The following is a 24,039-nucleotide window of genomic DNA, read 5'->3' as shown; positions in this document are numbered from 1 at the left end:
CAGCCAAATCGGGGATGCGGCGAGTGTAGCACCGCTTCTGCACGTTCCTGCGTGCCCAGGCAGCGGCTTGTCAGCGATCTCCTATGATGAAGAGATGGGAAGTGGGAGCGGGCTGATTCTTGGGATTGAGAGCTCGTGCGACGAGACGGCTGCGGCCGTGGTGCGGCGCGGGGGTGAGGCGCTATCGAACGTGGTGGCTTCGCAGATGGCGCTGCATGCGAACTATGGCGGGGTGGTGCCGGAGCTGGCTTCGCGAGAGCACCTGCGCAACATCGTTCCGATTGTGCGGGAGGCTATGGCTCGCGCGGGCGTTTCGTTTGCCGATCTGGATGCTGTGGCGGTGACGGAAGGGCCGGGACTGGCGGGGGCGCTGCTGGTTGGGATTACTTATGCGAAGGCGTTGGCATTTGGACTGGGAAAGCCGCTAATCGGGGTGAATCACCTGGAGGGGCACATCCATGCTGTGTTGATGGAGGCTCGGCAGCGCGGGGAGGTGGCGATGGAGTTGCCACTGCTGGCGCTGGTGGTTTCTGGTGGGCATACGCATCTCTATCTGGCGAAGCAGGCAGGGGAGAGTTGGCGCTACCAGAACGTTGGGAAGACTGTGGATGACGCGGCGGGCGAGGCGTTCGACAAAGTGGCGAAGCTGCTTGGGCTTGGGTATCCGGGCGGACCCTGGATTGATGGGCTGGCAAAGCTGGGGAATGCGAAGGCGGTGCCGTTTACGTTTGCGCAGATCAAGCCGCGGGTGAACCCTGCGGTGGTGAATCGGAAGGCTCCGCCGGTAGGCGAGGGATTGCGGTTCGACTTCTCATTCAGTGGGATCAAGACCGCGGTCTTGCGGTATGTCGAGTCGCAGGGAATGCGCGAAGGGGTCGAGGTCCGGCGGCGTGCTTTGGCTGCGATGGTAGCACCGGCTATTGCGGATGCTGCGGGACTTTGTGATGAGCAGACTTTAGATCTGATTGCTTCGTTCCAGGGAGCCGTTGTGGGAAACCTGTTGCGGCAGGCGTTTGCTGCGGCGGAGGCGTTTGGAGCTCGAGGGATTGTGGTTTCGGGCGGGGTCGCGGCTAATCGGGAGCTGCGGGAGCGGTTTCTGGGTGAGGGTCTGAAGCGTGGGTTGCCGGTGGCGTTTCCTTCGGTTGGAATGTCGACTGATAATGCTGCGATGATCGCCGCCGCTGCCTGGCCGCGATTTTTGGCAGGGGAGTTTGCGGATGAGGCGATGGGTGCGGTTCCGCAGATGCGGCTTGGCTGAAGGCATTGTGGCCCGGGGTCGTGATCATGGTGACGAGAAGTCCAATGAACAAGCCACCGGGCCACGCGGCGTACTTCCCCGCGCCGATGATCCAGAGAAAGATGGTAACTGCGGCAAAGACCGCAAGTGCGACCAATTGAATCAGGATGCTCAGGATAGAGTGACGGTCGAACCATGATGGCGGCGGTGGGACTTTCTCGTCCTTGCCTGGTTGTGGGGGCCCGGGTGGATGGCTCATCACGCACCTCGATTGCGCACATCGTAGCAAAATGGTTTCGATCTGGCACGTGAATGTGAGAGGCGTGCTTCTACGGGACGGGCACAGGCTAGAATCGAAGGAGAATTCATACGAAATAGACGGCACCGCGCTTCTGCGCTGGCTGCGTCGGGACTAAAGCGCAGTGGCGGTGATGGAACTCTTCAATACTCTCAGTGGAACGATTGAGGCGCTTACGCCTGTTGGTGCTCCTGCGCTACGCATGTATGCGTGTGGACCGACGGTCTATGACTATGGGCATATCGGGAACTTCCGGACGTTTCTGCATGTGGATGTGCTGCGTCGCTTTCTGCGGCAGCAGGGAATGGCGATCGAGCATGTGATGAACGTGACCGATGTGGATGACAAGATCATCCGCAATGCAGGGAACGCGGGACAGCCGATCGCGGAGTATACGGCGAAGTTCGAGAGGGCGTTCTTCGAGGATATGGACGCGCTTGGAGTCGAACGACCGGAGCAGATTGCTCATGCGACTGAGGCGATTCCAGAGATGGTGACGCTGATCGAGAAGCTGGCGGCAAAGGATATTGCGTATCAGACGGAGGATGGAAGCTGGTATTTCCGGCTGAGCCGTTTTCCGGAGTACGGGAAGCTGTCGAAGAAGGACCTTGAGAATATTGAGGACGGCGCTCGTGTCGATGTGGACGAGTACGAGAAGGATGCGGCGCGAGACTTTGCGTTGTGGAAGGCCGTGAAAGGCGCGGAGCCGAGTTGGGATACGTCGATTGGCAAGGGTCGTCCTGGATGGCACATCGAGTGTTCGGCGATGGCGATGAAGTTCCTTGGGGACTCGTTCGACCTGCATGCGGGCGGCGAAGACCTGATGTTTCCGCACCATGAGAACGAGATTGCACAGTCGGAGTCGGCTTCGGGCAAGACCTTCGCGCGGCACTGGATGCATGTGCGCTTCCTGCTGGTTGAGGGGAAGAAGATGTCGAAGTCGGAGGGCAACTTCTATACGCTGCGCGACCTGCTGCTGAAGGGTTATCGCGCTTCGGCGATTCGGTTCCTGCTGATTTCGGTTCCATATCGACACCAGATGAACTTCACGTTCGATGGATTGACTGAGTCGACGAACGCTGTGGATCGGTTGCGGACGTTTGACCAGCGGATGAAGAAGGGCGGCTTTCCGGAGGGACTTGATCCGGAGATTGCTGCGGCTACGGCGAAGGCTTCGACGGACTATACGGCTTCGCTGGCGAACGATCTGAATACGGCTGAGGCGCGAGCGGCGATCTTCGATTTGGTGCGCGCAGCCAATTCGGCTGCGGATTCAGGGACGCTGCGAGCTGGGAATGTGGTGGAGATTCTGAAGGCGCTGGCGCTGTTTGACGGCGTGTTTGCGGTGCTGGAGGATCGAGATGCAGAGATTACACGCGCGGCGCTGACGTGGGCTGAGGCGGAAGGTCGGATCGAAGAGGCGGATGCTTCGCTGGTCGAGACGCTGGCGTTCGGCGATGCGGATATTGACGCGCTGGTTGCGGAGCGGACGCAGGCCAAGAAGACACGGAACTTCGCCCGTGCAGATTCCATACGGAACGAACTGCTGGCTAAGGGTATTATGCTCGAGGACGGCAAGGACGGTGTTCGATGGAAGCGAAAGTAAGGTGGTCTACTGAAGGGCTGCGCGTTGTTGGATTGGTCCTTGCTGCGGCTGGTTTAACGCTCTCTGGATTTGCGCAGACGCCTGCTTTGAAGGAGTGGAGTAACGATCAGCTTAACCTGCACTTCAGCTATCCAAGCGATCTGGTGGAACGAGAGCCGAAGATTGCGGTGCAGGATGATCATCTCTACCTTTTCGGCGTTCAGGCGGACGAAGATCCGCAGCTTGCAGCGGTTACGAAATGCCTGCGACCGAAGCTGTTGCTCGAGCTTCCTGGCTCGGAGGTTACACCGGATGCGCAGGCTAAGGGTGACTTTGATCGCAGCACTCAGGTGACGATTCGCGTTCCGCCTGCGGCGACGATCATGCTGGCGGAGTTGAACGTTGAATGCATGCTGCCGGAAAAGACGATGCCGAAGGATTTGCAGGAGGGAATGGCCGGGATCGTATATCGATTGCCTGGAATGCATCCGATGATGACTCCTGCGCGCTACACGATTGGATCGCAGATGGTGCATGTTGCTGCATCGCAAGGTCAGCCATTGCAGGGACTTGATGCGCAGTCTGCGCGAGCTTTGCGCATCTTTACGATGGGCATCGGGACGAACTGGAACAATCATTTTCTGGTCTGGTATTTTGCTTCGAACAGCACACCGATTTTGAATCGGATCACGAAGAGTACTGTGCAGTTTGGCAAGGCGAAGCCGTTTCCGATGTATCCGGTGCAGATTGGTTACGCCGGTACGGGGCCGCGATAAAGCTAGTACCCCCCTCCCCCCTACCTAAGTACCAAAATATTCATAACAGGTGAGTTAGCTGGGTACTTAGGCTGGAGGGCTGTGTGACGGTACGCGCTCTGCGTCGGCATCGGTGGGGTCGTGGAAGGGCGGGTTTGTCAAACAGGCAGCTTTCGATCCCACCCTTTGGGGTCCGGCTGCAAAGGATGGGTCACCCTGTGTTTTGTGGCTGAGCTACCTGATTGAGGTGGTGGTGCAGGGTTGGGTGGGGTTGCTGCAGGAGCGGCACTGACGGCAGAAGCTCCGGTTGACCAGGTGGGCGACGACGAGGAGCAAGGAGCCGCTTACGCTTAGGGCTAGCTCGAGTGTGCGGTTGAGGCCTTCGCCGGTCCAAGCTACGGCGAGAATGAGGGCGATGCCAGTGGCTACCAGCGCGAGGAGTGGCTTGCGACGGTGGGTGAGATAGCCGGGGATGAAACCGGCCAGTCCGATCAGAACTATAGCCACGGCGAGCAGGCGATGGAACGAGGTATCGCCGGGCAGGTAGGGGATTATGTCCGGAAAGAGGCTGATGACGACGGGCGTCAACAGGCAATGGATCAGGCAGATTGTGGAGGCTGTTGCGCCTGCGACGTCGGCGTGGCTGCGGAATCGCGCTACGTGGATGGGGGAATGATTTGGGATTGAGATTGGAACTCCTCTGCGATGAGCACAGGTCCGGGTCGGCGGGAGGTCAGAAAAGCTTGATACTTTCTTCCTGACTGTCTTTGCCCTGGCTCCGCAAAGAGTTGACAGTGCTACTGCGGAGTGACGGGTTTATCGGCTTCCCGGTTGGCCTTGTCCTGCGCCTTGTCGGCTTTCTTCTGCTGCTTGGTGTTGAGCGCTTTGCGCTGGGCTTTATCGGCCTTGGCCTGGGCTTTGTCGGTCTTCTGATCCTGCTTCAGTTCGCTCTTCGTCTCGGTGGTGGTCTGGGTGTTGGTTTGAGCGAAGGTCGTGGCTGCGAAGGTCGTGGCTGCGAAGGTCAAAGGGAGGGTGAGGGCGACGAGTTGCAACAGCTTCTTCATGGGTCTCTCCTGCTGTAGGAATAGATGCGGTGGTGCCTGCATCGTTTGCCAGCGGGAGAGGTCAGTAGTCGGCAGAACCCACGTCCCAGAAGCGAGACGTGAGTTCCAGCCGGAGCATTAGAAGTTGTAGGTGAGTTCGCCGGTCACGGTTCTTGGGGAGACGTAGTGGGTTCCCGAAAAGGTTGATAGGAAGTTGTAGAGAGCGTAGTTATTGGCGAGGTTGACCGCTGTCACGCGAAGTCCGACGCGACGTTTATCCGTGTGGAAGAGGTTGTCTTCACCCATGGCGAGGTCAAAGAGGTTGCGGGGTGCGATGCGGGGCGGGTTGGTGTCGTCGTTCTCACTGTTGATGGTGGGGATTTTGACGAGATTGGAGGTCAGGCCCGTCGCGTCGCAGGAGGCGAAGCCTGAGGTTGGAGTCGCCTTGACGCCGTCGCAGGTGAGACCAGCCTGGAACTGCTGGTCGGGCGTGAGCTGGCTGAGCTGGATGCCTGGCTGACCGTTGGGGAGGGTGATCGAGGTTCCACCGCAGCCGGTATTGCTGCCGGTGATGTTGTAGCAGGGAACCGATCCGGCGACCTGACCGGAGTCGAAGCGCCAGTTGTAGCCGATCCACATGGTCTTGCGGAAGGGCAGGTTGTACTGGAGGTGGGTGGTCTGATTGAACTTCTCGTCGTGGTCGATGCGGAAGGGCAGGGTGGAGCCGACTACGCCGGGGGTTGCGCCTACGCCGCCGACCTGCGGGTTGAAGAAGCGCGCGGCGACGGAGGAGAAGACAATGAAGGCGCTGAGGCCGTGGGTTTCGGGAACGCTGACGCGGGCGGCAAAGCCGGGAATTTTGGAGTTATGCCACTCGATGGGGAAGGTGATGGGGGTGCTGCCGAGGACAGAGAAGTCGTAGGCGTTGTGGGTGTATTTCCAGATGTAGTCGCCACTGAAGACAAGGTGCTTGCCGAAGGCCTGCTGGAGGCCAGCGTGGAACTCGTTGCGGAAGCCGGGGTTGAAGGGTGCGGCAACGCAGGAGCCGAGGGTCTGGAAGACACCCTGAATGACGGGGTCGAGGCAGCCGTTGGTGGAGAGGACAAGGTTCTCGTTGAAGGGGGTTTCCATGCTGCGGGCGTAGGAGACGCGGAGGACGGTGCCGGTCTTCTTGACGTTGTAAGAGCCTCCGACGCGGGGCTCAGCCTGACGCTGGATGGCGAGACCGTTGTAGAAGTCTCCGCGGATGCCGACGTTGAAGAGCCAGTTCCCGACGGTGATCTGGTCTTGCGCGTAGAGGGCCAGCTGCTTGACGTCGGTCTGACCGTGGTAGCTGTAGGTGCCGCCGCCACGGGTGAGATCGTAGGGCGCGAGGACGGGGTTGTAGGCCGGGTTGATGTGTGTGGGCGCGCAGGTGGCGGTGGTGCTGGTGGGGTTGGGGGAGCCGTCGGCGTTGAGGCAGGGCGCGTTAATGGCGGGATCGACGAGGCCAATCTGGTCGTTCTCGCGCAGGAAGGTCTGCTCGTAGACGCCGCCGACCTTGATGTTGTGGATGCCCTTGACGTAGGAGACATCGGAGTGGACGCCGGCGTTGGTGAGGGAGCGCTGCTGGCCGACGGTCTCCTGCTGGATGGGGCCGAGGTCGGCGAAGGCGTTTTTGCTGGGGTAGTAGTTGAAGCCGTCGCGGCGGATGAAGGGAGCGAAGTTGAAGACGGCCGCGTCGGAGAGGACGCGGGTGTAGGTGGGGGCGATGTCGAAGGTCTGGATCTTGGAGCGCTGATCGGTCTGGCCGACGAGGTTTCCTTGCAGGGGATCGACTACGCCGACGTTCAGGTTATCGAAGGCGTTGGGGGTCTGGAACCAGGAGCGGGTGTACTGGAGGTTAGTGTGGATGGAATCCTTGTCGTTGAACTGGAAATCGACGCGATCGAAGAGGTTGAGCTGATTGCCCTTGTCGTGGAGGACGACGAACTCATTGGGGTCGAGGAAGCGACCCGTGTTGAGGCCGCTGACCGAGGTGAAGTTGCCCCAGTTTTGTCCGCCGTAGGCTAGCTGGCCACCGGCGTTGGTGGAGCCGAAGGTTCCGTAGGCGAAGTTGAGGCTGCCGGTTGGCTTGAGGACGCCCTGGCCGGAACGGGTGGTGACCTTGATGATGAGGCTGGTCTTGTCGCCGTACTCGGCCGGTGGTGCGCCGTCGATGACTTCGAGGGACTGGACGGCCTCGGAGGGAAGCTGGTTCGAGAAGACCTTGCTTTGCTGGTCGGTGATGGGCTGGCCGTCGACGGAGAAGGAGTTTTCGGCATGGTCGCCGAGGCCGTGGAAGAGACCGTTTGAATCGGCTGAGACGCCGGGTGAAGCGAGGGTGACGAGGGAGCTGAGCGAGGAGGAGGCGCTCTCAAGCGGGAGCTTGTCGATGATGGAACGATCGATGTCGGTGTGAAAGGTGGAGTCGTTCTCGACAAGGTCGGAGCCGGTGTCGATGACGGTGACGCTGGTGTTGCTGCCCTGCACGTCCAGCTTGATGAGCGAGTTGAGGGGAACGACGGAGTTAACGGTGATGCTGATGCTGGTGGACTGGAACCCGGCACTCGTGACGGTAATGCGGTAGGTATTGAAGGGGACGTTGAAGAAGTGATACTGGCCGTTGGCGTCGGCGGTGGTGGTGCGGGTGTAGCCGGTGACGGAGTTGGCGATCTGGACGGTGGCCCCGGGGACGAGGGCGGTGGTGACGTCGGTGATGGTTCCGGTGACGCTGCCGGAGGTTCCCTGCGCGACGAGGCCCGGGGCGAATATGAGAATGAGTGCGGCGAAGAGGGCTACGAGGCTAAATCTGGACGGTCGGTACATCTGCTGACTCCTGTCGGCTCCGTGGGGAGCTTTGTGCTGAAAGGCAGGGGTGCGTGCTTTACACGGCATGTACAGGCTGAAACTGTGTGTCGAGGAAGGCTGCTGGTGTGGGTCTGGGTCTTGCTGCTTCCTGAAAACCTGCAGGGACTACGCGCGGGGGAGGTCCGCGGGTGGTGGCCGGCTGGCGAGCTGGAAGCGCCAGCGGAAGATGCGCTCGGCATCGGCTGCAGTGGAATCGAGGACATGGATGAGGAGGACTGGCTCGGGGGTGTTCTGCAGCGTGGCGGGCAGAGCGGAGTGCATGGCCACGCAGAGTGGGCAGTGATCAGGACCTGTATCGGGCACCGGAGCGCTTGAATGCGAGGTCGACAGCCGCGGCAGAAGGTCGTGCGTGTGGCTCACCTGAACCGTGCTCATGATGGCGATGAGGAGGATGGACAACAGGGCGAACCAGCGAAGTCGGGGAGACTGGTGCTGGGAGCTATCGCCGAATTGGAGGAGGTTTCGCACTAATTTCTAAAAAGGAGCTATTAACTGTGTAGCACACTCATGTCGAAGGACCAAGCGGACCGGGCGTTTCGAGCCGGGCCTGGGCGCATCGTAAGATTGAGACGCAATGCTTAAGACGTGGCAGATCTGGAAAAAGACTATCGGGGTGGGCCTGCTATTTGCAGGTGTGCTTGTAATTAATTCGGCCCGCGCACAGCAGGCGGCGACGGATACGGCACCGCATCGGACGCGGCTGATCCTGAAGGACGGCAGCTACCAGATCGTGATGAGCTACCGGGTGCAGGGCGACCGCGTGCTGATTGTGAGTGCGGAGCGGGCTGGAGCTACGGAGGAGATTCCGGTAGCGCTGGTGGACTTTGAGGCGACGCATCGCTGGGAGCAGCGGCATGCTCCGGTGGGAGACGCCTCGCAGGCTCCTCCGCCGACGATCGATCCGGAGTTGGCCAAGGAAGAGGAGGAGCGGCGATCGCTGACGCCGGAGGTGGCTCCCGACCTGCGTTTGCCGGAGCAGGATAGCGCGCTGGCACTCGATATCTTCCGGGATGTGCCGGAGCTGGTCCCGCTGGTGCAGTCGTCCGGCGACCTGAACCAGACGACGGGCCACAGCGTGGTGCGGTCGGTGCTGAATCCGATGGCGACCTCGCACCAGATTGTTCAACTTCGCGGGGAGAAGGCGGTGGCGCAGCTGCATGTGAATCAGCCGTCGCTGTACCTGCGGCTGGGAGATGACTCGGGTATTCGGACGGGCGGGACTCCGCTGACGGTGGATACGCATGGCGCTTCTGCGGCGCAGGTTGGGCGGGGGAATAGCTCAGGTGGATCACCGGAGAGCCAGTATGTTGTGGTGCGGGTGGACGTTCGGCAGGGTGCGCGGGTGGTTGCGAGCTTCAACATCAACCAGCTTGGGCAGGTCAGGCAGCAGGAGGATGTTGTTGAGACGATGACAGAGATTCTGCCGGGCGGCCACTGGATGAGGGTCACGCCGCGTGCGCCGCTGAGCTTTGGGGAGTATGCGCTGATGGAGATCATCTCACCGAAGGAGATCAACCTCGGGGTGTGGGACTTTGGGGTGCATCCGACGTCGCCTGATAATCGGGATGCTTTGAAGCCGGAGCCCAAGAGGCCGGCTGCCCTGGAACGGCGCGGTCCGGAGTAGGGATCACAAGTTGACGCGGCGTCGCTCGGTGAGACGGAGTTCACCGCGAATCTCGGCAAACTGGCTGAGAGCAGGCTTGTCCATGACGAGGCCGTGACCGGCTACGGCCACGTTGTTGCGGGTGGAGTTCTTGGCCTCGTACATCATCATGTCGGCTGAACGCAGGATGTCATGGACGGTTTCGCCATCTTCGGGGAAGGTTGCGAGGCCGAAGCTGGCGAGGATGCTGAGGGCGAGCCCGTCACTTTCGAGGAAGCGCGCCTTGCGAAACTGCTCGCAGAGGCCAATGGCCATCGTCATGGCGGCATGCTTGTCGAGGTTTGGCATGAGGGCTACGAACTCGTCGCCACCGTAGCGAAAGGCGAAGTTGGCAGGTCCGAGGGATCGCTTGAGCAGGTTGCCAACTTCGGCGAGGAGACGGGTTCCGCGCTGGTGGCCATGCGTGTCGTTGACCGACTTGAAGTGGTCAAGATCGAGGAAGAGGAGGCTGAACTGAGTCTTGCGGCCGGGCGCTGCCGCGGCGACCTGATCGTCGAGAAGCTGATAGAGATGCCGAGCGTTGAAGAGGCCGGTGCAATCGTCGGTGATGCTAAGTTCCTGGATAAGCCTCATGGATCGCGCGTTGCGGATGGCGATGGCTGCATAGTCGCAGAGGATGCGCAGGAAAGAGATCGAGTATTCGGAGAGAAGGTCGAGCTTGCTGTTGAGGAGCTGGATGACGCCGAGGGTCCGGTTTTCGGAGCGGACGGGGAGGCAGGCGATGGACTGTATGTTGAGATCGGGTTGGCTCTGCGCGAAAGCTGCCCATTGAGGGTCCAGCGAGACATCGGGGACGACGAGCGGGTTGCCGGTTGAGGCGACCCAGCCAGCGACACCTTCGCCGAGGGGAACGCGAAGGCCTTTGAGCGATTCGGCATTTTCACCGACCGCTATAGCGTAGTAAAGCTCCTGCGTGGCTTCGTCAACCATGAGGAGCGACCAGCGTTCCGGTCCGAAGAACTGGGCCATCTTGTGCATGATGGTGCCGAGGATCTGTTCGAGTTCGAGCGCCGAGGTGAGCGCACGGGCCACATCGTGGAAGACGCGGAGATGATCCATCTGCCGGCTTTCGATGACTTCAAACTGTCGCTTCTCTCTCAAAGCATCTGCCCCGGTTCAGTTGCAGTTTTGTCTAAATAGAATCTCAGCCGTTTGTAGACTATGCAAATTATTGATGGCGTCAGTGATGATCTCATGAAATAAATGAGCCCTCCTGTTACGAAAGTTGGTGGTTCAGGAGTAAGAGGTGATTGCTCATCCTCCGATGTGAACCATACTTCGCGATGGCTTTTGAAATCCAGCCTCGCCGATGTGGTGCCGTGCTTCCTTACGCATGACCACGCCCCGGATATATTGCTCCATATCGTCACTCGATGCGCCGCGCATCATCACTCCAGCTAAATCGTGATCACTCTGCGAGAAAAGGCAGGTGCGGATTCTGCCATCAGAGGTGAGCCGGATCCGGCTGCAGTGACCACAAAACGGGCGGGAGACTGGCGCGATAATGCCGATTTCGCCGAGGCCGTCGGCGAAGGTATAGCGTTTGGCAGTCTCACTGGCGGCGTTGGGAGGAAGTTCGACCAGGCCGGCAGTGACGCCAGGGGCTGGCTGCCAGACGTTGAGACGAGTGACAATTTCGTCGAGGGTAATAACGGTTTCGGGTTTCCAGCTGCGGGCATCGGGGGCAGAGGAGGGCTCTTCGAGGGGCATCCACTCGATGAAGCGAACGATGACGCCTTCGCGGCGGGAGAGCTCGGCGAATTGCTCGATCTGATCGTCGTTGAAGCCGCGCAGGAGGACACAGTTGACCTTGACCGGGCCTAAACCGGCGGCCTGTGCGGCGCGAACGCCGGCGAGCACCTTGTCAAAGCTGCGTGGGACACGGGTGATCGCGGCGAAGGTGGCAGCATCGACGGCGTCCATACTCACGGTGACACGGGTGAGGCCGGCGGCTTTGAGGGGAGCAGCGAGACCTTCGAGCAGGTGGCCGTTGGTCGTGAGGGCGATGTCGAGTGGAGCGCCATCGTCTGTCGGAGTGCCGTCAGGAAGATAGGCGGTGCGCATCGAGGCAATCTCGCGGACCATCTCGACGAGGCCCGAGCGGAGTAGGGGTTCGCCGCCGGTGAGACGGATCTTTTCGATGCCGAGTGCGACGAAGGAGCGGATCATACGGAGGTAGTCAGCGATGGGGAGTTCGTAGAATTGGGCTCCCTCGTTGCCGGTACGGCAGTAAACACACTTGTAGTTGCAGCGATCGGTGACGGAGACGCGCAGATCGGTAATGGCGCGACCGTAGCTGTCTCGCAGCCGGGTCGGCGACTCGGCGAGTTGGACGCCTCCCCCGCTCAGGGAAGCAAAGCCGAGATTCGGGATGGAGAGAGAGATCACTGACATTCGGTCCTGATGCTATGAGAAAGTATGCCTTCTGTGTGCATGTCCTACATCGATTGGATGCAGGGCGGCCGCGAATGACGCGGCGCCTTGCCTTTCTCAGGACAGTATAGAACCGAGGTCAGATCGCTTCGGGTGTTGAAGCACGGCAGCAGCGACCGCGTCCGGAGCTTCGCGCTGAGCAAAATGGCCTACAGCATCGATTGCGATGCGTTCGTAGCTGGACGCAGGTTTCTGGGCTACGGGGTCGGGTTTTTCTCGCGTTTCACCTTGGCGGGTATGCCGACCGAGACCGATGACGGTGGGACTGGGCGGGTGGCGAGGCCCATGGCTCCGAGCATGGCGTCTTCGCCGATGCTGGCTCCGGCGAGGACGGTGGCGTGATAGGTTACACGGGCGCGAGGGCCGAGTTCGGTGACCTTGTTGGTGACGTCGGCCTGGTGGTTGATGTCGTGGGTGTGGCTGTAGATGTTGGCGTAGTCGGAGATGCTGGTGCCCTCGTGGAGGATGATCTCGCCGCGATCATCAAGAAGAACGTTCTTGTGGATGGTGCAGTTGTCCTCGATGGTGAGGTTGTAGCCGAAGGTGAACTCGACGTTGTGGAAGATCTTCACGTTTTTGCCGAGGTGGCGGAAGATGTGTTTGCCGAGCATGCAGCGGAAGCGGTAGCCGAGCCAGTGGTTGAGACCGAGCGGGGAGCGGTCGAACATCTGCCAGAAGTAGATGAGGGCTTTGCGGGAGGCATATTTCTCGGGGTCGACGTCGCCGTAGTACTCGGGCTCCAGGGTGACGTTACGTGGGTCGAAGGACTCGTAGAGCGAGGTGCTGGCGAGTTCGCTGACGAGGGCAGTGCTGACCTTGCCGCCGTGGGGACGGCCGAGATAGATCTGGAAGAGCTCGTCGCGAACGATCTCGGCGCGGCGATCGAGCGCGGGGTGGCGGCTGAACTCCTCGTGGAGGTGGTTGAGCCAGCGTTTGTAGGTGGCTTCCGCCTCGGGGGAGGGTCGTAGATCGCGATAGGGCAATGGGGGCATAGTGGCTCTTTTCGGGTGCTACTCGATGGCAAAGACGGTGGCTGAAGTTTCAACGCGACGCGGATTGATCGCCAGGGGAGCGACCTTCTGCATAGCCATCATGGGCGCTGGTACGGTCATCCTGCTGTTTATGGGTCGAATCGGCTCGGCTTCAGTCTGATTTGTCGCATAGATGAGTGCGCCGAGCTTGACGTTGAGGCTGCGTGCCATCTGCTCGGCCACGGTGCGGGCTCGCTGGAGAGCTTTCGCGGCGGCTTCGGCTGCTGGCGCGTTCTGATCCTTGAGGCTCCAGTCGATCTGTCCACTTTGATTTGCGCCTGCCTTTACGGCAAGGTCGAGGAGCTTCGCGGACTCGTCGGCGTTGCTGCGTACGATCCAGCTTTGGGTGACCTGAAATTTGCGCTGCTGCTTCTCGGCGGGGGTGAGTTTGTTGGTTGCGTAGTCCTCGACCGGGCTGACGGCCTGATTTTCACTCTCGATGGCATCCTCGTGGATGCCGGCAGCGGTAAGGGTGTTGTGGATGGCGTTCGAGAGGCGGGAGCCGGTGGCGTAGGCGGTGTCGTTGTCCGGCCCGTAAGCGATGAAGCCGATGTGGAGGGTGGCAATGTCGGCCTGGGCGGTGGCTTTGTCTGTGGCGGTGATGGCGATGGTGCGGTTGTCTTTGTTGACCTGGATGGTCTGGGCGGAGGCGACGGACAGAGCCATTGGGAAGGCGAGGAGGGTGAGGGAGAGGTGAAGCTTCATCGTTCGTCTCCGGGATTGCTGAGAAGGTCGGCCAGGTTTTCCTTGTGCTTTGGATGGGCAGCAAGCTTCTGCTTAGGGTCGGGCAGGACGCGTTCTGGAGGGGGTGAGCCGAGGCGCTCGCGCGCGTTTGCCTTGACGGCTTTGACGACGGAAAAGGTGGACTTCTTGATTTTGCTCATAACGTTGGCAATCTGGTGGTTCGACTTCAGGTTGTCCCCCGGTGATTATGCAATAGATGGGGGAGCGAGCGTATTCTTTACAGAAGAGTGCAGGTCGCTATGGACCGCCGATGAACGAGGGACCCTGATGGAAGAGCGCGATTTTTTTGACGAGAGACCAGAAGCGCGTACCCACACGATGACCTGTCCGCACTGCGGGCAGCCGGGCGAGTACGAGGTGCAGTGGATTGTGCGGCGGAAGAAGGCACAACTGCCGCGTGGAGCAGATGACCGCGATAAAGCACGGTTCGCCAAGGCGCAGAGCTACATGGTGCGACGTGATGATCCGATGGGGTGCAAGAATATCCGGTGCCGGAAGCGCTTCGATGTGACGGGTATCCAATCGGTGGCATTCCTGTAGCGGGAAAGCTTTACGGATGAATGGTCATTCAGCTATGCTTCTCGCGTTGTAGACGGACGTTTTCGTCGCCTGCGGTTGGTCTTCCTGGATGTCCACATCCGATGCTGTGATTTAATGAGTTAACGTTGTATGTCGATTCGGGCAGGCAGCGGCATCGAACCAGAACACGCAGGAGACGAGTAGAGATCATGGCCAATACATTGCTGCCCATCGAGGAACGAAGCCTTACACCGGAGCAGGTGGAACTGCTGGACAAGCGACGCCGTCGTGGACAGCTCTTCCTGGTGATCTGCTTCCAGTGCATTATCGTTTCGACGCTGCTGACGTTGTGGTCGGGGCAGGATCTTACGTATTCGCCAGGCTGGGTCCATCCAGTGTTTTACTGGAACGTCGTTACTGCCACGCTGGCGCTGTACTTTGGCGTTGCGGGCGTCCGTCTGCGCCGTGGAAGCACCGAATTCATCAGCTACTAGGCTGGCGAGGGGTATCGGGATTCTGCGAGTGATTCTTGCTGAGCAGATGGCGTGCGGTCAGGCGTCCTTTGCGGATGGGGTCAGATGGTTCTCGCTGCGCAGGTGCCGGTACATTCTCTGCTGATCTTCGGGCTTGGGACGATCGCCGAGCCGCTTCAATTTTCTTCTGTAGAGATTGCAGTACTGCTGGTCGCGGTGGCGGCTTCCGCAGGGCTGTTCTTCTGGCGGTTCGGACCGATCCTTCGGACGGTTTACTACTCCAAAAAAGATGCTGACTTTTCTCTGAACCCTGTAGGGCGGCGGGTGTGGGACTTCTTCTGGGAGGTTCTTTGCCAGGCCAAGGTGATCGAGCAGCGGCCTGCGCCGGGGATTGCGCATGCGTTCGTCTTCTGGGGATTTCTGGCGTTTGCGCTGGTGAGTCTGAATCATTTTGCGGTTGGGGTGCGGCTTGGGTTTCTGCCGCCTGCGAGCTTTGCTGGCGCTTTCTACTTTTTGTTTGCGGCGGCGTGGGCTGCTCTGGTGGCGGTGTCGATTGCGGGACTGTTTGTGCGGCGATTTTTCGTCAGGCCGGTGTGGCTGGGGAAGAAGGTCTCGTACGAGTCTGGATTTATTTCGTTCCTGATCTTCCTGCTGATGGTGACGTATCTTGGGACGTTCTTCGTGGCGGACGGGAGCGTGACGGTGAAGGCGCTCTGGTGGACGCATACGCTGGCGCTGCTGATTTTTCTGCCGCTGATCCCGCATACGAAGCACCTTCATCTTGTGCTGAGCCCGTTGACTGTGTTTCTGAAGCGGGATGGATTTTCAAAGATCCCGCCGTTGCAGGGGGATGAGGATTTTGGGTTGGTTGCGGGCAAGGATGTGACGCAGCTGATTGCGCTGCAGGCGTATAGCTGCGTGGAGTGTGGGCGGTGCACGGAACACTGTCCGGCTTCGAACACTGGAAAGGTGCTCAATCCGAAGGAGATCGTCCTTGGGATGCGGAGCTATTTGAACGAGTTTGGGGCGGCGTCTGAGACCCCTTTGCTGAATGAGGCGCGGGGCGTGGAGTTGAATGGGAGCCCCGATAATCCGGTGGCGAACTTTTTCTCGATGGAGGCTGCGTTCGAGTGCACGACGTGCGGGGCGTGTGAGTTTCAGTGCCCTGTGGGGATACAGCATCTGCCGATTATTGTTGGGCTGCGACGGGGAGCTACGAATACAGGAGCGTGGGAGGACACGTACGGGACGAAGCTATTTCTGGCGTTGGAGAAGAACGGCAATGCGCTTGGCCTGAGTGCAATGGAACGGGACAAATTTGTGCAGAAACAGGGCTTTCCGATCTTCGACGGGACGCAGGAGTATTGCCTGTGGCTGGGCTGTATGGGTGGGTATGACCCTAAGGGGCGGGAGATTATTGCGGACTTCGCGAAGGTGATGACGTATCTCGGGACGAGCTTTGGGGTGATGAAGAAGGAGAAGTGTACGGGTGATCCGGCTCGGCGGCTTGGGAACGATCTTGTGTTTCAGACGCTGGCTGAGGCCGGGTTGATGGCGTTCGCTACGGCGAAGGTGCAGAAGATCGTGGCGATCTGTCCGCACTGCGTTCGAACGATTGCTACGGACTGGCGCGAATACGGGATTGCGCCGGAGATCGAGCACCATTCGGAGTTCATGGAGCGGTATAAGGAGAGGTTGCCGAAGCAAGGTGGCGGTGAGTCGATTGTGTACCATGACCCTTGCTACCTTGGGCGCTATCAGGATGTGTACGAGGAGCCGCGGGCGATTGTGGCGCTGGCGGGGGAGTTGGTGGAGGCGCCTCGGTCGCATGAGCGTAGTTTCTGCTGCGGGGCTGGTGGTGGATTGGCGTTTCTCGGGGAAGAGAATGGGAGCCGTGTGAGCCATGTGCGTGCAAAGGAGCTTGCGGACACGGGGGCACAGACGGTGGGTACGGCGTGTCCGTTCTGCAACACGATGTTCCGCGACGCGCTTTCGGCGGTAAGTGCGACGCCGCCACAGTTGCTGGATATTGCTCAGTTGACGGCGCGGGCGTTGCCCTTGGCTGCTCCGGTTCTCAGCGAATAAGCGGGCGCAGGAGTACGGGCGAGAAGGTTGCGAGGAACGCTACTGCGAGCACCGCGGCTAGGATTGCTGGCGCGTGCGAGACGGAGAAGATGGACCAGGAGACGAGAATCCAGAAGGCCATGTTTGCTGAGGCTGCGAGGTAAACCCAGTCGGAGAAGCGGTGCTGGTCGCGGTAGAAGTCCATGTGGCTGAGTGGTGGGATGGGAGCTTTGTTGAAGGCGATGGCACGCAGCAGGATCACCGGTGACAGGTTGAGGATGAGAACGATCGCTGTCCAGACGATAGGCGCATAGACCTGTGGGTAGCGGGGGACGAGAGCCCAGGTGACGAGGAGCGTGGCCAGGATGTTGACCGTAGCTCCGGCGTTGACGATGGCAGGGAAGTGGGCCATGTCGGCGAGGCGATCCATGCGATCGATGGGCTTGTCTGAACTGCTGATGTGCACAGGAGGCTCCGTCGGCCGGGTCTTTGTGTGCCCGGTCGAAGCCGGGACTTGACCCTGCGTAGGTGAAGTCTACAGTTGAAGCCGGAGGTTTGCGGGATGGCAGACGAAGCGATTTTGGCAGGACAGGAATCGGTATGGGACTATCCGCGACCGCCTCGACTGGAGGCTACGGGGCGGCGGTTGCGCGTGGTCCATGCGGGTGTCGTGGTTGCGGAGACGCAGCGCGGGATGCGGATACTGGAGACGAGTCATCCACCGGTGTACTACTTTCCGCCGGAGGACGTGGCGATGGAGATGGTGCGACCGAGTGCGCAGCGCGGAAGCTTCTGTGAGTTCAAGGGCGTGGCGAGCTACTGGGATCTTGTGATCGCGGGTACGGCGACTGTCCGAGGAGTGGCGTGGAGCTACGCGGCTCCTTCGAAGGCGTATGTAGGGCTGCGGGACTATCTCGCGTTCTATGCGAGCAAGGTAGACGAGTGCTGGGTAGATGAGGAACGTGTTGTGGCACAGTCGGGTGACTTTTATGGTGGGTGGATTACGGCTCATCTGAAGGGGCCATTCAAGGGCGCGCCGGGCACGATGGGCTGGTAGGTCGGCAAGGGTGCTCCGTCCGGGGCGCTATTTGCCGTGATCCTGATCAGCCACCGACTCACGCCATCGCTTGTTAGCCCGTCTACACTAGCGATAGTGGCGGAACCCGCAGAACGCCATCAAACAGGCTGTTCCCGAAACACCCAAGGACCGCTTAGCTATGCAGCAGCCTATGCCTACCGTAACTCGCACCTTTGCCGCTCCCCGCTTCTATCTGACAGACCGTCAGCCGATTCGGCCTGGAGTGATTCTGCTTGCGATTGTGGCCACGGTTGGTGTGCTCTGCTTAATTGCCTACGCCATGAGCCACACCAGACGAACTCACCTTGCAGCGGGCGGTCCCGGGTCCGCGCAGCCGGCAGGCGCTGCCTCCGCAGCCGCTTCGGCTGCCAACAACGATGACGATGACGATCCGTCCCAAATAGATACCATCGTCCTCGGGGATCCCGCAGATGCACCTGTCCCCGCTCGCCGCGGAAACCATGTCAGCCCGGTACATCCCACCATCGTAGTGCGCCTTCCCCGCTATGGTGACCAGGTTGGTCTGATCCCCGACACCCCCGCCGGCCACCTGCTCTACATGTGGCTTGCCGGGTTCAACCAGGCAAGCTATCGTGGGCTTGACGACGCCCTGTCTGATCGCGCACCTGCGTCCGCGACCGCTGCACAGATTGCGCTCAGGCGGCAAACCGGCGGCTTCAACCTGCTCTCTGCCAAGGAGGTGCAGCCTGGTGTCCTCGTCTTTCGGCTCCGCGACCAGACCCCTTCGGCGGTCGAAGCCCTTGGCACCCTCCAGGTGCGTCCGAACTCCACCCCGGCCGTGATTGAGAGCTTCAGCCTCCGTGCCGTAGATCCATCTCCGCCAAGAATTCCCGACTAAGGCTGCCTCGGTCGTGGCAGATTCACCAAGATGAGTCGACAGGGCTCTTCAATGGACAGACATTCGTTCAAGCTTGAACTTGCCTCGCCAAAGTCTCGCCGATGCGCTAAGCTAGCGGACTGAATGGGTGTTCAGTTTTGAGGCGGATGGAGTTGGCTTGGCAATGAAGATTCTCGTGGCGATCAAGCAGGTGCCGGAGCGCGATGCGCAGATCCATATTGCGGCGGATGGCAAATGGATCGAGGAAGACGATCTGACGTACACGATCAATGAGCCGGATGCGTATGCATTGGAAGAGGCTCTGCAGTTGAAGGAGAAGAACGGTGGCGAGGTGGTGGTGCTGTGCGCCGGGCCGGAGCGGGTGCTGACCACGCTGCGGGAGGCGCTGGCAAAGGGTGCTGATCGGGCGATCCATATCGAGGCGGATGATCTTGGTTCGCGGGATACGTTGGGCGTGGCGCAGTTGCTGGCGGATGCCGTGAAGGTGGAGTCGCCGGACCTGATTCTGACGGGGCTGCAGTCGGATGATCTTGGGCTTGGGCAGACGGGCGTGGTGCTGGCAGAGCTGTTGGGTATTCCACACGCGACGATCATCATGCACGTGGAGGTTACAGGCGCTGGGATGACAGTGAAGCGGGAGCTGGAGGATGGCTGGTTCCAGCATGTGGAGATGCCACTGCCTGCACTGCTAACAATCCAGTCGGGTGGGAACAAGCTGCGGTATGCGACGTTGATGGGCATCAAGAAGGCCAAGACGAAGGAGACCAAGACCGTTGAGGCTGCGGCGGCGAGCGAGGCTCAGGCGGTTGAGCTGACGCGAGTGTATTTGCCGGAGAAGCAGAAGAAGACCGAGATGCTGACTGGGTCTCCGGCTGAGATTGCGGCAAAGCTGGTTGAGAAGCTGAAGTTCGATGTGAGGGTGCTATGAGCGGAGTTCTGGTTGTCTTTGAGCAGACGGGCGGGCAGTGGAATCGGATGAGCTTCGAGGCTTTGGCAGCGGGGCAGCAGCTTGCGGCTTCATTAGGGATGGATTGTTCGGCTGCTGTGTTGGGGCAGGGAGTTGCTGGTCTTGCTGAGGAGCTTGCGGGCAAGAAACTGGCGAAGGCTTACAGCGTGGAGCATGCACTGCTCGCGGCGTATACGGCGGATGGGTATGTCGTCGGGCTGGAGCAGTTGGTGAAGCAGACTACGCCTGACTACGTTGTGTTTCCGCACACGTACCAAGTGCGGGATTTCGCTCCGGCGCTGGCGACGCGGTTCAAGCAGGTGCTGATCTCGGATGTGATTGCCATGCATGACGGCAAGACGTTTGTGCGCCAACTGCTGCAGGGCAAACTCAACGCGGATTACACACAGACGGGTGCAGGACCCTGCTTTCTGTCGATCCAGGCTGGAACGTTTCGGGCAGATGCGGTGGAGGCGGGTACGGCACCGGTCGAGGCGGTGACAGTTCAGCTTGAGGCTGCGCAGATTCGCAACAAACCCGGTGAGCGCTTCCGCGAGTCGGCACAGACTGTGGATTTGAGTGCGGCTCCGGTGATTGTTTCGGTGGGCCGTGGGATCGGCGAACAGGACAATATTGGCATCGTGCAGGAGCTTGCGGATGCGTTGGGAGCGGAACTGGCGGCTTCGCGGCCGATCTGCGACGCGGGCTGGCTGCCGATGGAGCGGCAGGTTGGAAGCTCCGGGCAGACGGTGTCCCCAAAGCTCTATCTGGCGGTCGGGATCTCGGGGGCGATTCAGCACCTTGTCGGAATGAAGGGTTCGAAGTCGATTATCGCGATCAACAAGGATGAGAATGCGCCGATCTTCGAGGTCGCGGACTATGGCGTGGTGGGTGATCTGTTCGAGATTGTGCCGGCACTGACGAAGGCCATCGTCGCAGCGAAAGAATAGAGACTGCTACCATCGAGAGAGCCCTATGTCGCTGAATGTTGTCCTTGCTATCTTCGAATTTGTCGTCATGGTGCTTGCTATTTCAGTGCATGACTGCGCCCAGGCGTGGGCCGCTTCGCGTATGGGTGATCCAACGGCCCGGATGCTGGGGCGAATGACGCTGAATCCGCTTCGTCACATCGACGTGCTCGGAACGCTGATCTGGCCGCTGCTGTACATCTTTCGCAGCCCACTGGTGCTTGGGTGGGGTAAGCCGATTCCGGTTACGCCGAATAACTTTCGCAGGCCTGGGCGGGATGAGATGCTGGTGTATGCGGCAGGTCCTGTGGCGCATTTCGGTGCGGCTGCGGTGTGCCTTGTGGTGCTTCTGGTGATCAAACACACGGTCCCGGCGGCGGCTGAGTCGCTTCGTGTTGCGGAGTATCTTGCACGATTTCGGGCGGAGATTCCTACGGATAACCTGCCGAGCTTCTTTCCGGTGGTGCTGTTTCTCTACTTCGGGATTTTGACGAATCTGCTGCTGTTTGTGTTCAACCTGCTGCCGCTGCCGGCGCTTGATGGGGGTAAGATCCTGCGGCACTTTCTGCCTTACAACGCGGCCAAGGCGTTCGACAGCTATGGCCTGTACCTGATGATTGGGTTCATGTTTTTGGGCTTCCAGATTGTGCTGTATTTTTTCAGCCCCCTGCTTGCGTTCTTCAATGGCCTGCTAGCCGTGCTGTAGGGTGTGCTCCGGTATCATGGTTGCTTGAATGAAATGATCGATGAAACCTCTGACAAGCTGACGAGTACACCGCGCGCCCGCGTGCTGAGCGGGATGCGTCCCACGGGTAAGCTGCACCTTGGCAACTATATGGGTGCGCTCTACAACTGGGTGCAGTTGCAGCATAAATACGAGTGCTACTTCTTTATTGCGGACTATCACGCGCTGACGACCGACTATGCGGATACTTCGAATCTGCGGGCAAATGTGCGTGAGGTTGCGTTAGATTTTCTTGCGGGCGGTCTTGATCCCAGCCTCTGTACGATCTTCGTTCAGAGTAAGGTGCCTGCCCATTTTGAACTGAATGATCTGCTCGGCATGCTGACTCCGTTGAGTTGGCTGGAACGCGTTCCCAGCTATAAGGATCAGCAGGAACAGCTTCGTGAGAAGGATCTTGCGACGTTCGGATTTCTGGGGTATCCGCTACTGCAATCGGCGGACATCCTGCTGTATCAACCGGAGTATGTCCCGGTCGGGCAGGATCAGGCTGCCCATGTTGAGTTGACGCGCGAGGTGGCTCGGCGTTTCAACCAGTTCTATCCCGGCGAATTCATCCTTTCGCCGAATGCTGCGCCGTGGGAGCTTCGCGCGATTCATGAGAAGGCGCGGAAGATCAGCGGTGATCCCAATCAGGCGAGTTTCTCTCCGCATGAGCTCTACCAAGCTGCTGAGCAGACGAAGAAGCTCTCAGGCTTCACGAGAAGTGAGGTTTTACCAGAGCCGCAGGTGCTGCTGACGCCTTCGCCAAAGCTGCCGGGAACGGACGGGCGCAAGATGTCGAAGAGTTACAAGAACACGGTTCTGCTTTCTGATACTGAGGCTGAAGTGCGCTCGAAGTTGAAGACGATGGTGACTGATCCGGCGCGCATCCATCGCACTGATCCGGGCAATCCAGATGTGTGCCCGGTCTTTGATCTGCACAAGGTGTTCTCACCACAGCAAACGCAGGACGATGCTCGTCTGGGATGTACGACTGCGGGGATCGGCTGTATTGAATGCAAAGGATGGCTTGCGAATAACGTAGTTCGCCTGCTTGCACCGATTCGAGAGCGTCGTCGGCACTATGAGGCGAATCCTGATGAGGTCGCAGCGATCTTGCATGACGGCGCCCAGCGAGCGAATGCGCGTGCGGCGTTAACGATGGAACAGGTTCGCAGTGCAGTGGGTCTCGACTAATGGCTGACGAAGATATCAAATCGGACGAATTGTCGCAGCAGGCCCCCTCCAACAATTTGGAGGAGCAGTCAGCGCCGGTGGAGACGCAAGAGGTTCCATTTGCTTTGGAGCCACGGCCGATCCAGCCGCCTTTGCCTGAGGCGAAGCGGCCTACTGCGGCTAAGGAAGAGGCTTCGCAATCTCCTTTTTCGGTGACGGTTGGGCAGGTCTACGACGGGCCGTTTGATCTTCTGCTCGACTTGATTCGGAAGCAGAATATCGACATCTACGACATCCCAATTGGGCGCATCACGGCGCAGTTTCTGGAGTATACGCATCACCTGAAAGAGACGGATGTGGATGCGGCGGGCGAGTTTATCTATATGGCTTCGCTGCTGATCCACATCAAGAGCAAGACGCTGCTGCCGCGCGACCCGCTGCTGGCGGGAATGGACTCTGACCCGGAAGATCCGCGTCGGGAGTTGGTGGAGCGACTGCTGGAACATGAGCGGTTCAAATCCGCGGCGCAGATGCTGATGCAGAAGCAGCAGATCGAGGAAGCTACCTGGACGAATCCGGGGATGAAGAATTTCCGGCGGCAGGAGGCGGCGGAGGGTGGCCCAGCGCTTGATGACTCTCGCGAGATAGCTGCTGATACGGTTGATCTGGTTCGCGTGTTTCAAGACATCCTGGCTCGGCTGCGGGCGAGACCGGTCCTCAATGTCGATGAGGAGTCTGTGACGGTGGCGCAGATGATCGACTATGTGAAGCGGCGGCTGGTGATGGAAGACAAGCCTGTTTCGCTGCGCCGTCTGCTGCACAACACCCACTCGGAGCGAGCACTGATCTGCATGTTCCTGGCGATGCTTGAACTGGTTCGGCTACAGGCGGTGCTGCTGCATCAGCCGGTGATGCAGGGCGACATTCTGATCAAGAAGACGGATGCGTTTGAGCAGGTGTTTACCGACCAGTCGCAGGCTCGGGACGACTGGCAGTAGGCGTTGCAAGCAAGTCTTGATAGATCGTTGCGGTCCGGCGGTTGAAGCAGCAGAAGATGACCCGTTCAACGCCGCACTCTTCGGCCCATTCTCTAATCGAACTGACCGCGATCTCTGCTGCCCGCTCGTGGGGAAAGCCGTAGATACCCGTCGAGATGGCGGGGAAGGCGATCGTCTTGACATCGTGGACGGTGGCTAGCTCAAGGCAGCGACGGTAGCAGGAGGCAAGAGCCGCGTCCTCTCCGCGATTGCCACCAAACCATACCGGCCCAACAGCATGGAAGACCCATGTGGCTGGAAGTGCAAAACCTGGTGTAGCTTTTGCGCTACCGGTCGGGCATCCGCCCAGGGCCAGACTGGCTTTGAGCAACTCTGGACCTGCCGCACGATGAATGGCGCCATCCACGCCGCCTCCACCCTGCAACTCAGGATTGGCGGCGTTGACGATGGCATCCACCGCCAGTTTCGTAATATCTCCTTCAATAAGCTCAAGCTGAACCATTTTTCGACCCCGTCACCGTCAGATGCGATTCGAGCAAAGTGCGGCGACACTTCA

General features: G+C 59.7%; 25 protein-coding genes. 14 read left to right on the top strand and 11 right to left on the bottom strand.

The genetic code is table 11. The features are described from left to right. The first annotated feature begins 94 nt into the window (after nt 1-94). The 3 genes from tsaD (at nt 95) to OHL20_RS03680 (ending at nt 3,896) form a co-directional block, all read left to right on the top strand. Nucleotides 95-1,258 carry a tRNA (adenosine(37)-N6)-threonylcarbamoyltransferase complex transferase subunit TsaD gene (gene tsaD / locus OHL20_RS03690; RefSeq protein WP_263384944.1) on the top strand — a complete coding sequence of 388 codons (1,164 nt, stop codon included), beginning with the start codon at nt 95-97 and terminating at the stop codon, nt 1,256-1,258. Between the two features lie 410 nt (nt 1,259-1,668). Further along, nucleotides 1,669-3,141: a cysteine--tRNA ligase gene (cysS, locus tag OHL20_RS03685; RefSeq protein WP_263381863.1), complete on the top strand. Its 1,473-nt coding sequence runs from the start codon at nt 1,669-1,671 to the stop codon at nt 3,139-3,141. Continuing rightward, complete coding sequence (locus OHL20_RS03680; protein ID WP_263381862.1) at nt 3,126-3,896, top strand: hypothetical protein; 771 nt, start codon at nt 3,126-3,128, stop codon at nt 3,894-3,896. The genes cysS and OHL20_RS03680 overlap by 16 nt, the downstream gene beginning before the upstream one ends. A gap of 213 nt (nt 3,897-4,109) precedes the next feature. On the opposite strand, the gene OHL20_RS03675 is transcribed toward OHL20_RS03680, so the two are convergent. The 4 genes from OHL20_RS03675 to OHL20_RS03660 form a co-directional block, all read right to left on the bottom strand. Beyond that, a complete protein-coding gene (locus OHL20_RS03675; protein ID WP_263384943.1) occupies nt 4,110-4,541 on the bottom strand; it encodes a MerC domain-containing protein in 432 nt (143 codons plus the stop codon). A 131-nt stretch (nt 4,542-4,672) separates the two neighbouring features. Continuing rightward, the gene (locus tag OHL20_RS03670) at nt 4,673-4,939 is read right to left on the bottom strand and encodes a hypothetical protein (RefSeq protein WP_263381861.1); all 267 of its coding nucleotides are present in this window, start codon (nt 4,937-4,939) and stop codon (nt 4,673-4,675) included. Nucleotides 4,940-5,056: 117 nt separating this feature from the next. Then, the gene (locus OHL20_RS03665; RefSeq protein WP_263381860.1) at nt 5,057-7,765 is read right to left on the bottom strand and encodes a TonB-dependent receptor; all 2,709 of its coding nucleotides are present in this window, start codon (nt 7,763-7,765) and stop codon (nt 5,057-5,059) included. Between the two features lie 147 nt (nt 7,766-7,912). Then, nucleotides 7,913-8,275 (bottom strand): hypothetical protein, encoded by a 363-nt coding sequence (locus OHL20_RS03660; RefSeq protein ID WP_263381859.1) that lies wholly within the window; start codon nt 8,273-8,275, stop codon nt 7,913-7,915. A gap of 106 nt (nt 8,276-8,381) precedes the next feature. Between OHL20_RS03660 and OHL20_RS03655 the strand changes: the two genes are divergently transcribed. Next, entirely contained in the window at nt 8,382-9,431 is a 1,050-nt protein-coding gene (locus tag OHL20_RS03655; protein WP_263381858.1) for a hypothetical protein, read from the top strand. 3 nt (nt 9,432-9,434) lie between these two features. Here the strand turns inward: OHL20_RS03655 and OHL20_RS03650 are convergent, their stop codons facing one another. The 5 genes from OHL20_RS03650 to OHL20_RS03630 all read right to left on the bottom strand — a co-directional run bounded on the left by OHL20_RS03650 (nt 9,435) and on the right by OHL20_RS03630 (nt 13,818). Beyond that, the gene (locus tag OHL20_RS03650; protein WP_263381857.1) at nt 9,435-10,571 is read right to left on the bottom strand and encodes a GGDEF domain-containing protein; all 1,137 of its coding nucleotides are present in this window, start codon (nt 10,569-10,571) and stop codon (nt 9,435-9,437) included. Between the two features lie 153 nt (nt 10,572-10,724). Beyond that, entirely contained in the window at nt 10,725-11,864 is a 1,140-nt protein-coding gene (gene moaA / locus OHL20_RS03645; RefSeq protein WP_263381856.1) for a GTP 3',8-cyclase MoaA, read from the bottom strand. 236 nt (nt 11,865-12,100) lie between these two features. After that, on the bottom strand, nt 12,101-12,895 hold the full coding sequence (locus OHL20_RS03640; RefSeq protein WP_263381855.1) for an acyltransferase: 795 nt from the start codon (nt 12,893-12,895) through the stop codon (nt 12,101-12,103). An 18-nt stretch (nt 12,896-12,913) separates the two neighbouring features. Beyond that, nucleotides 12,914-13,639 (bottom strand): SIMPL domain-containing protein, encoded by a 726-nt coding sequence (locus OHL20_RS03635; protein WP_263381854.1) that lies wholly within the window; start codon nt 13,637-13,639, stop codon nt 12,914-12,916. Continuing rightward, the gene (locus OHL20_RS03630) at nt 13,636-13,818 is read right to left on the bottom strand and encodes a hypothetical protein (RefSeq protein WP_263381853.1); all 183 of its coding nucleotides are present in this window, start codon (nt 13,816-13,818) and stop codon (nt 13,636-13,638) included. The genes OHL20_RS03635 and OHL20_RS03630 overlap by 4 nt, the downstream gene beginning before the upstream one ends. 127 nt (nt 13,819-13,945) lie before the next feature. Between OHL20_RS03630 and OHL20_RS03625 the strand changes: the two genes are divergently transcribed. The 3 genes from OHL20_RS03625 (at nt 13,946) to OHL20_RS03615 (ending at nt 16,755) form a co-directional block, all read left to right on the top strand. Continuing rightward, the gene (locus OHL20_RS03625; RefSeq protein WP_263381852.1) at nt 13,946-14,218 is read left to right on the top strand and encodes a hypothetical protein; all 273 of its coding nucleotides are present in this window, start codon (nt 13,946-13,948) and stop codon (nt 14,216-14,218) included. Nucleotides 14,219-14,406: 188 nt separating this feature from the next. Then, the gene (locus tag OHL20_RS03620; RefSeq protein WP_263381851.1) at nt 14,407-14,691 is read left to right on the top strand and encodes a hypothetical protein; all 285 of its coding nucleotides are present in this window, start codon (nt 14,407-14,409) and stop codon (nt 14,689-14,691) included. 84 nt (nt 14,692-14,775) lie between these two features. Then, nucleotides 14,776-16,755, top strand: a complete 1,980-nt coding sequence (locus OHL20_RS03615; protein ID WP_263381850.1) for a (Fe-S)-binding protein — start codon at nt 14,776-14,778, stop codon at nt 16,753-16,755. On the opposite strand, the gene OHL20_RS03610 is transcribed toward OHL20_RS03615, so the two are convergent. After that, on the bottom strand, nt 16,745-17,200 hold the full coding sequence (locus OHL20_RS03610) for a hypothetical protein (protein WP_263381849.1): 456 nt from the start codon (nt 17,198-17,200) through the stop codon (nt 16,745-16,747). The genes OHL20_RS03615 and OHL20_RS03610 overlap by 11 nt on opposite strands. A gap of 96 nt (nt 17,201-17,296) precedes the next feature. On the opposite strand from OHL20_RS03610, the gene OHL20_RS03605 reads away from it, so the two are divergent. The 7 genes from OHL20_RS03605 (at nt 17,297) to OHL20_RS03575 (ending at nt 23,483) form a co-directional block, all read left to right on the top strand. Then, entirely contained in the window at nt 17,297-17,791 is a 495-nt protein-coding gene (locus OHL20_RS03605) for a DUF427 domain-containing protein (protein WP_263381848.1), read from the top strand. 172 nt (nt 17,792-17,963) lie between these two features. After that, a complete protein-coding gene (locus OHL20_RS03600) occupies nt 17,964-18,671 on the top strand; it encodes a hypothetical protein (protein ID WP_263381847.1) in 708 nt (235 codons plus the stop codon). Between the two features lie 163 nt (nt 18,672-18,834). Beyond that, entirely contained in the window at nt 18,835-19,599 is a 765-nt protein-coding gene (locus OHL20_RS03595; RefSeq protein ID WP_263384942.1) for an electron transfer flavoprotein subunit beta/FixA family protein, read from the top strand. After that, complete coding sequence (locus OHL20_RS03590) at nt 19,596-20,567, top strand: electron transfer flavoprotein subunit alpha/FixB family protein (protein WP_263381846.1); 972 nt, start codon at nt 19,596-19,598, stop codon at nt 20,565-20,567. The genes OHL20_RS03595 and OHL20_RS03590 overlap by 4 nt, the downstream gene beginning before the upstream one ends. 25 nt (nt 20,568-20,592) lie before the next feature. Then, nucleotides 20,593-21,291, top strand: a complete 699-nt coding sequence (locus OHL20_RS03585) for a site-2 protease family protein (RefSeq protein WP_263381845.1) — start codon at nt 20,593-20,595, stop codon at nt 21,289-21,291. Nucleotides 21,292-21,324: 33 nt separating this feature from the next. After that, on the top strand, nt 21,325-22,506 hold the full coding sequence (gene trpS, locus OHL20_RS03580) for a tryptophan--tRNA ligase (protein WP_263381844.1): 1,182 nt from the start codon (nt 21,325-21,327) through the stop codon (nt 22,504-22,506). After that, complete coding sequence (locus OHL20_RS03575) at nt 22,506-23,483, top strand: segregation and condensation protein A (RefSeq protein WP_263381843.1); 978 nt, start codon at nt 22,506-22,508, stop codon at nt 23,481-23,483. The genes trpS and OHL20_RS03575 overlap by 1 nt, the downstream gene beginning before the upstream one ends. On the opposite strand, the gene OHL20_RS03570 is transcribed toward OHL20_RS03575, so the two are convergent. Further along, nucleotides 23,446-23,985, bottom strand: a complete 540-nt coding sequence (locus OHL20_RS03570) for an O-acetyl-ADP-ribose deacetylase (RefSeq protein WP_263381842.1) — start codon at nt 23,983-23,985, stop codon at nt 23,446-23,448. The genes OHL20_RS03575 and OHL20_RS03570 overlap by 38 nt on opposite strands. Between the last annotated feature and the right edge of the window lie 54 nt (nt 23,986-24,039).

Origin of the sequence: Granulicella arctica, from assembly GCF_025685605.1 — a bacterium.
GTDB lineage: Bacteria > Acidobacteriota > Terriglobia > Terriglobales > Acidobacteriaceae > Edaphobacter > Edaphobacter arcticus.
The sequence above is the reverse complement of the archived record's forward strand: the minus strand, read 5'-3'. Positions and strand labels throughout refer to the sequence as shown.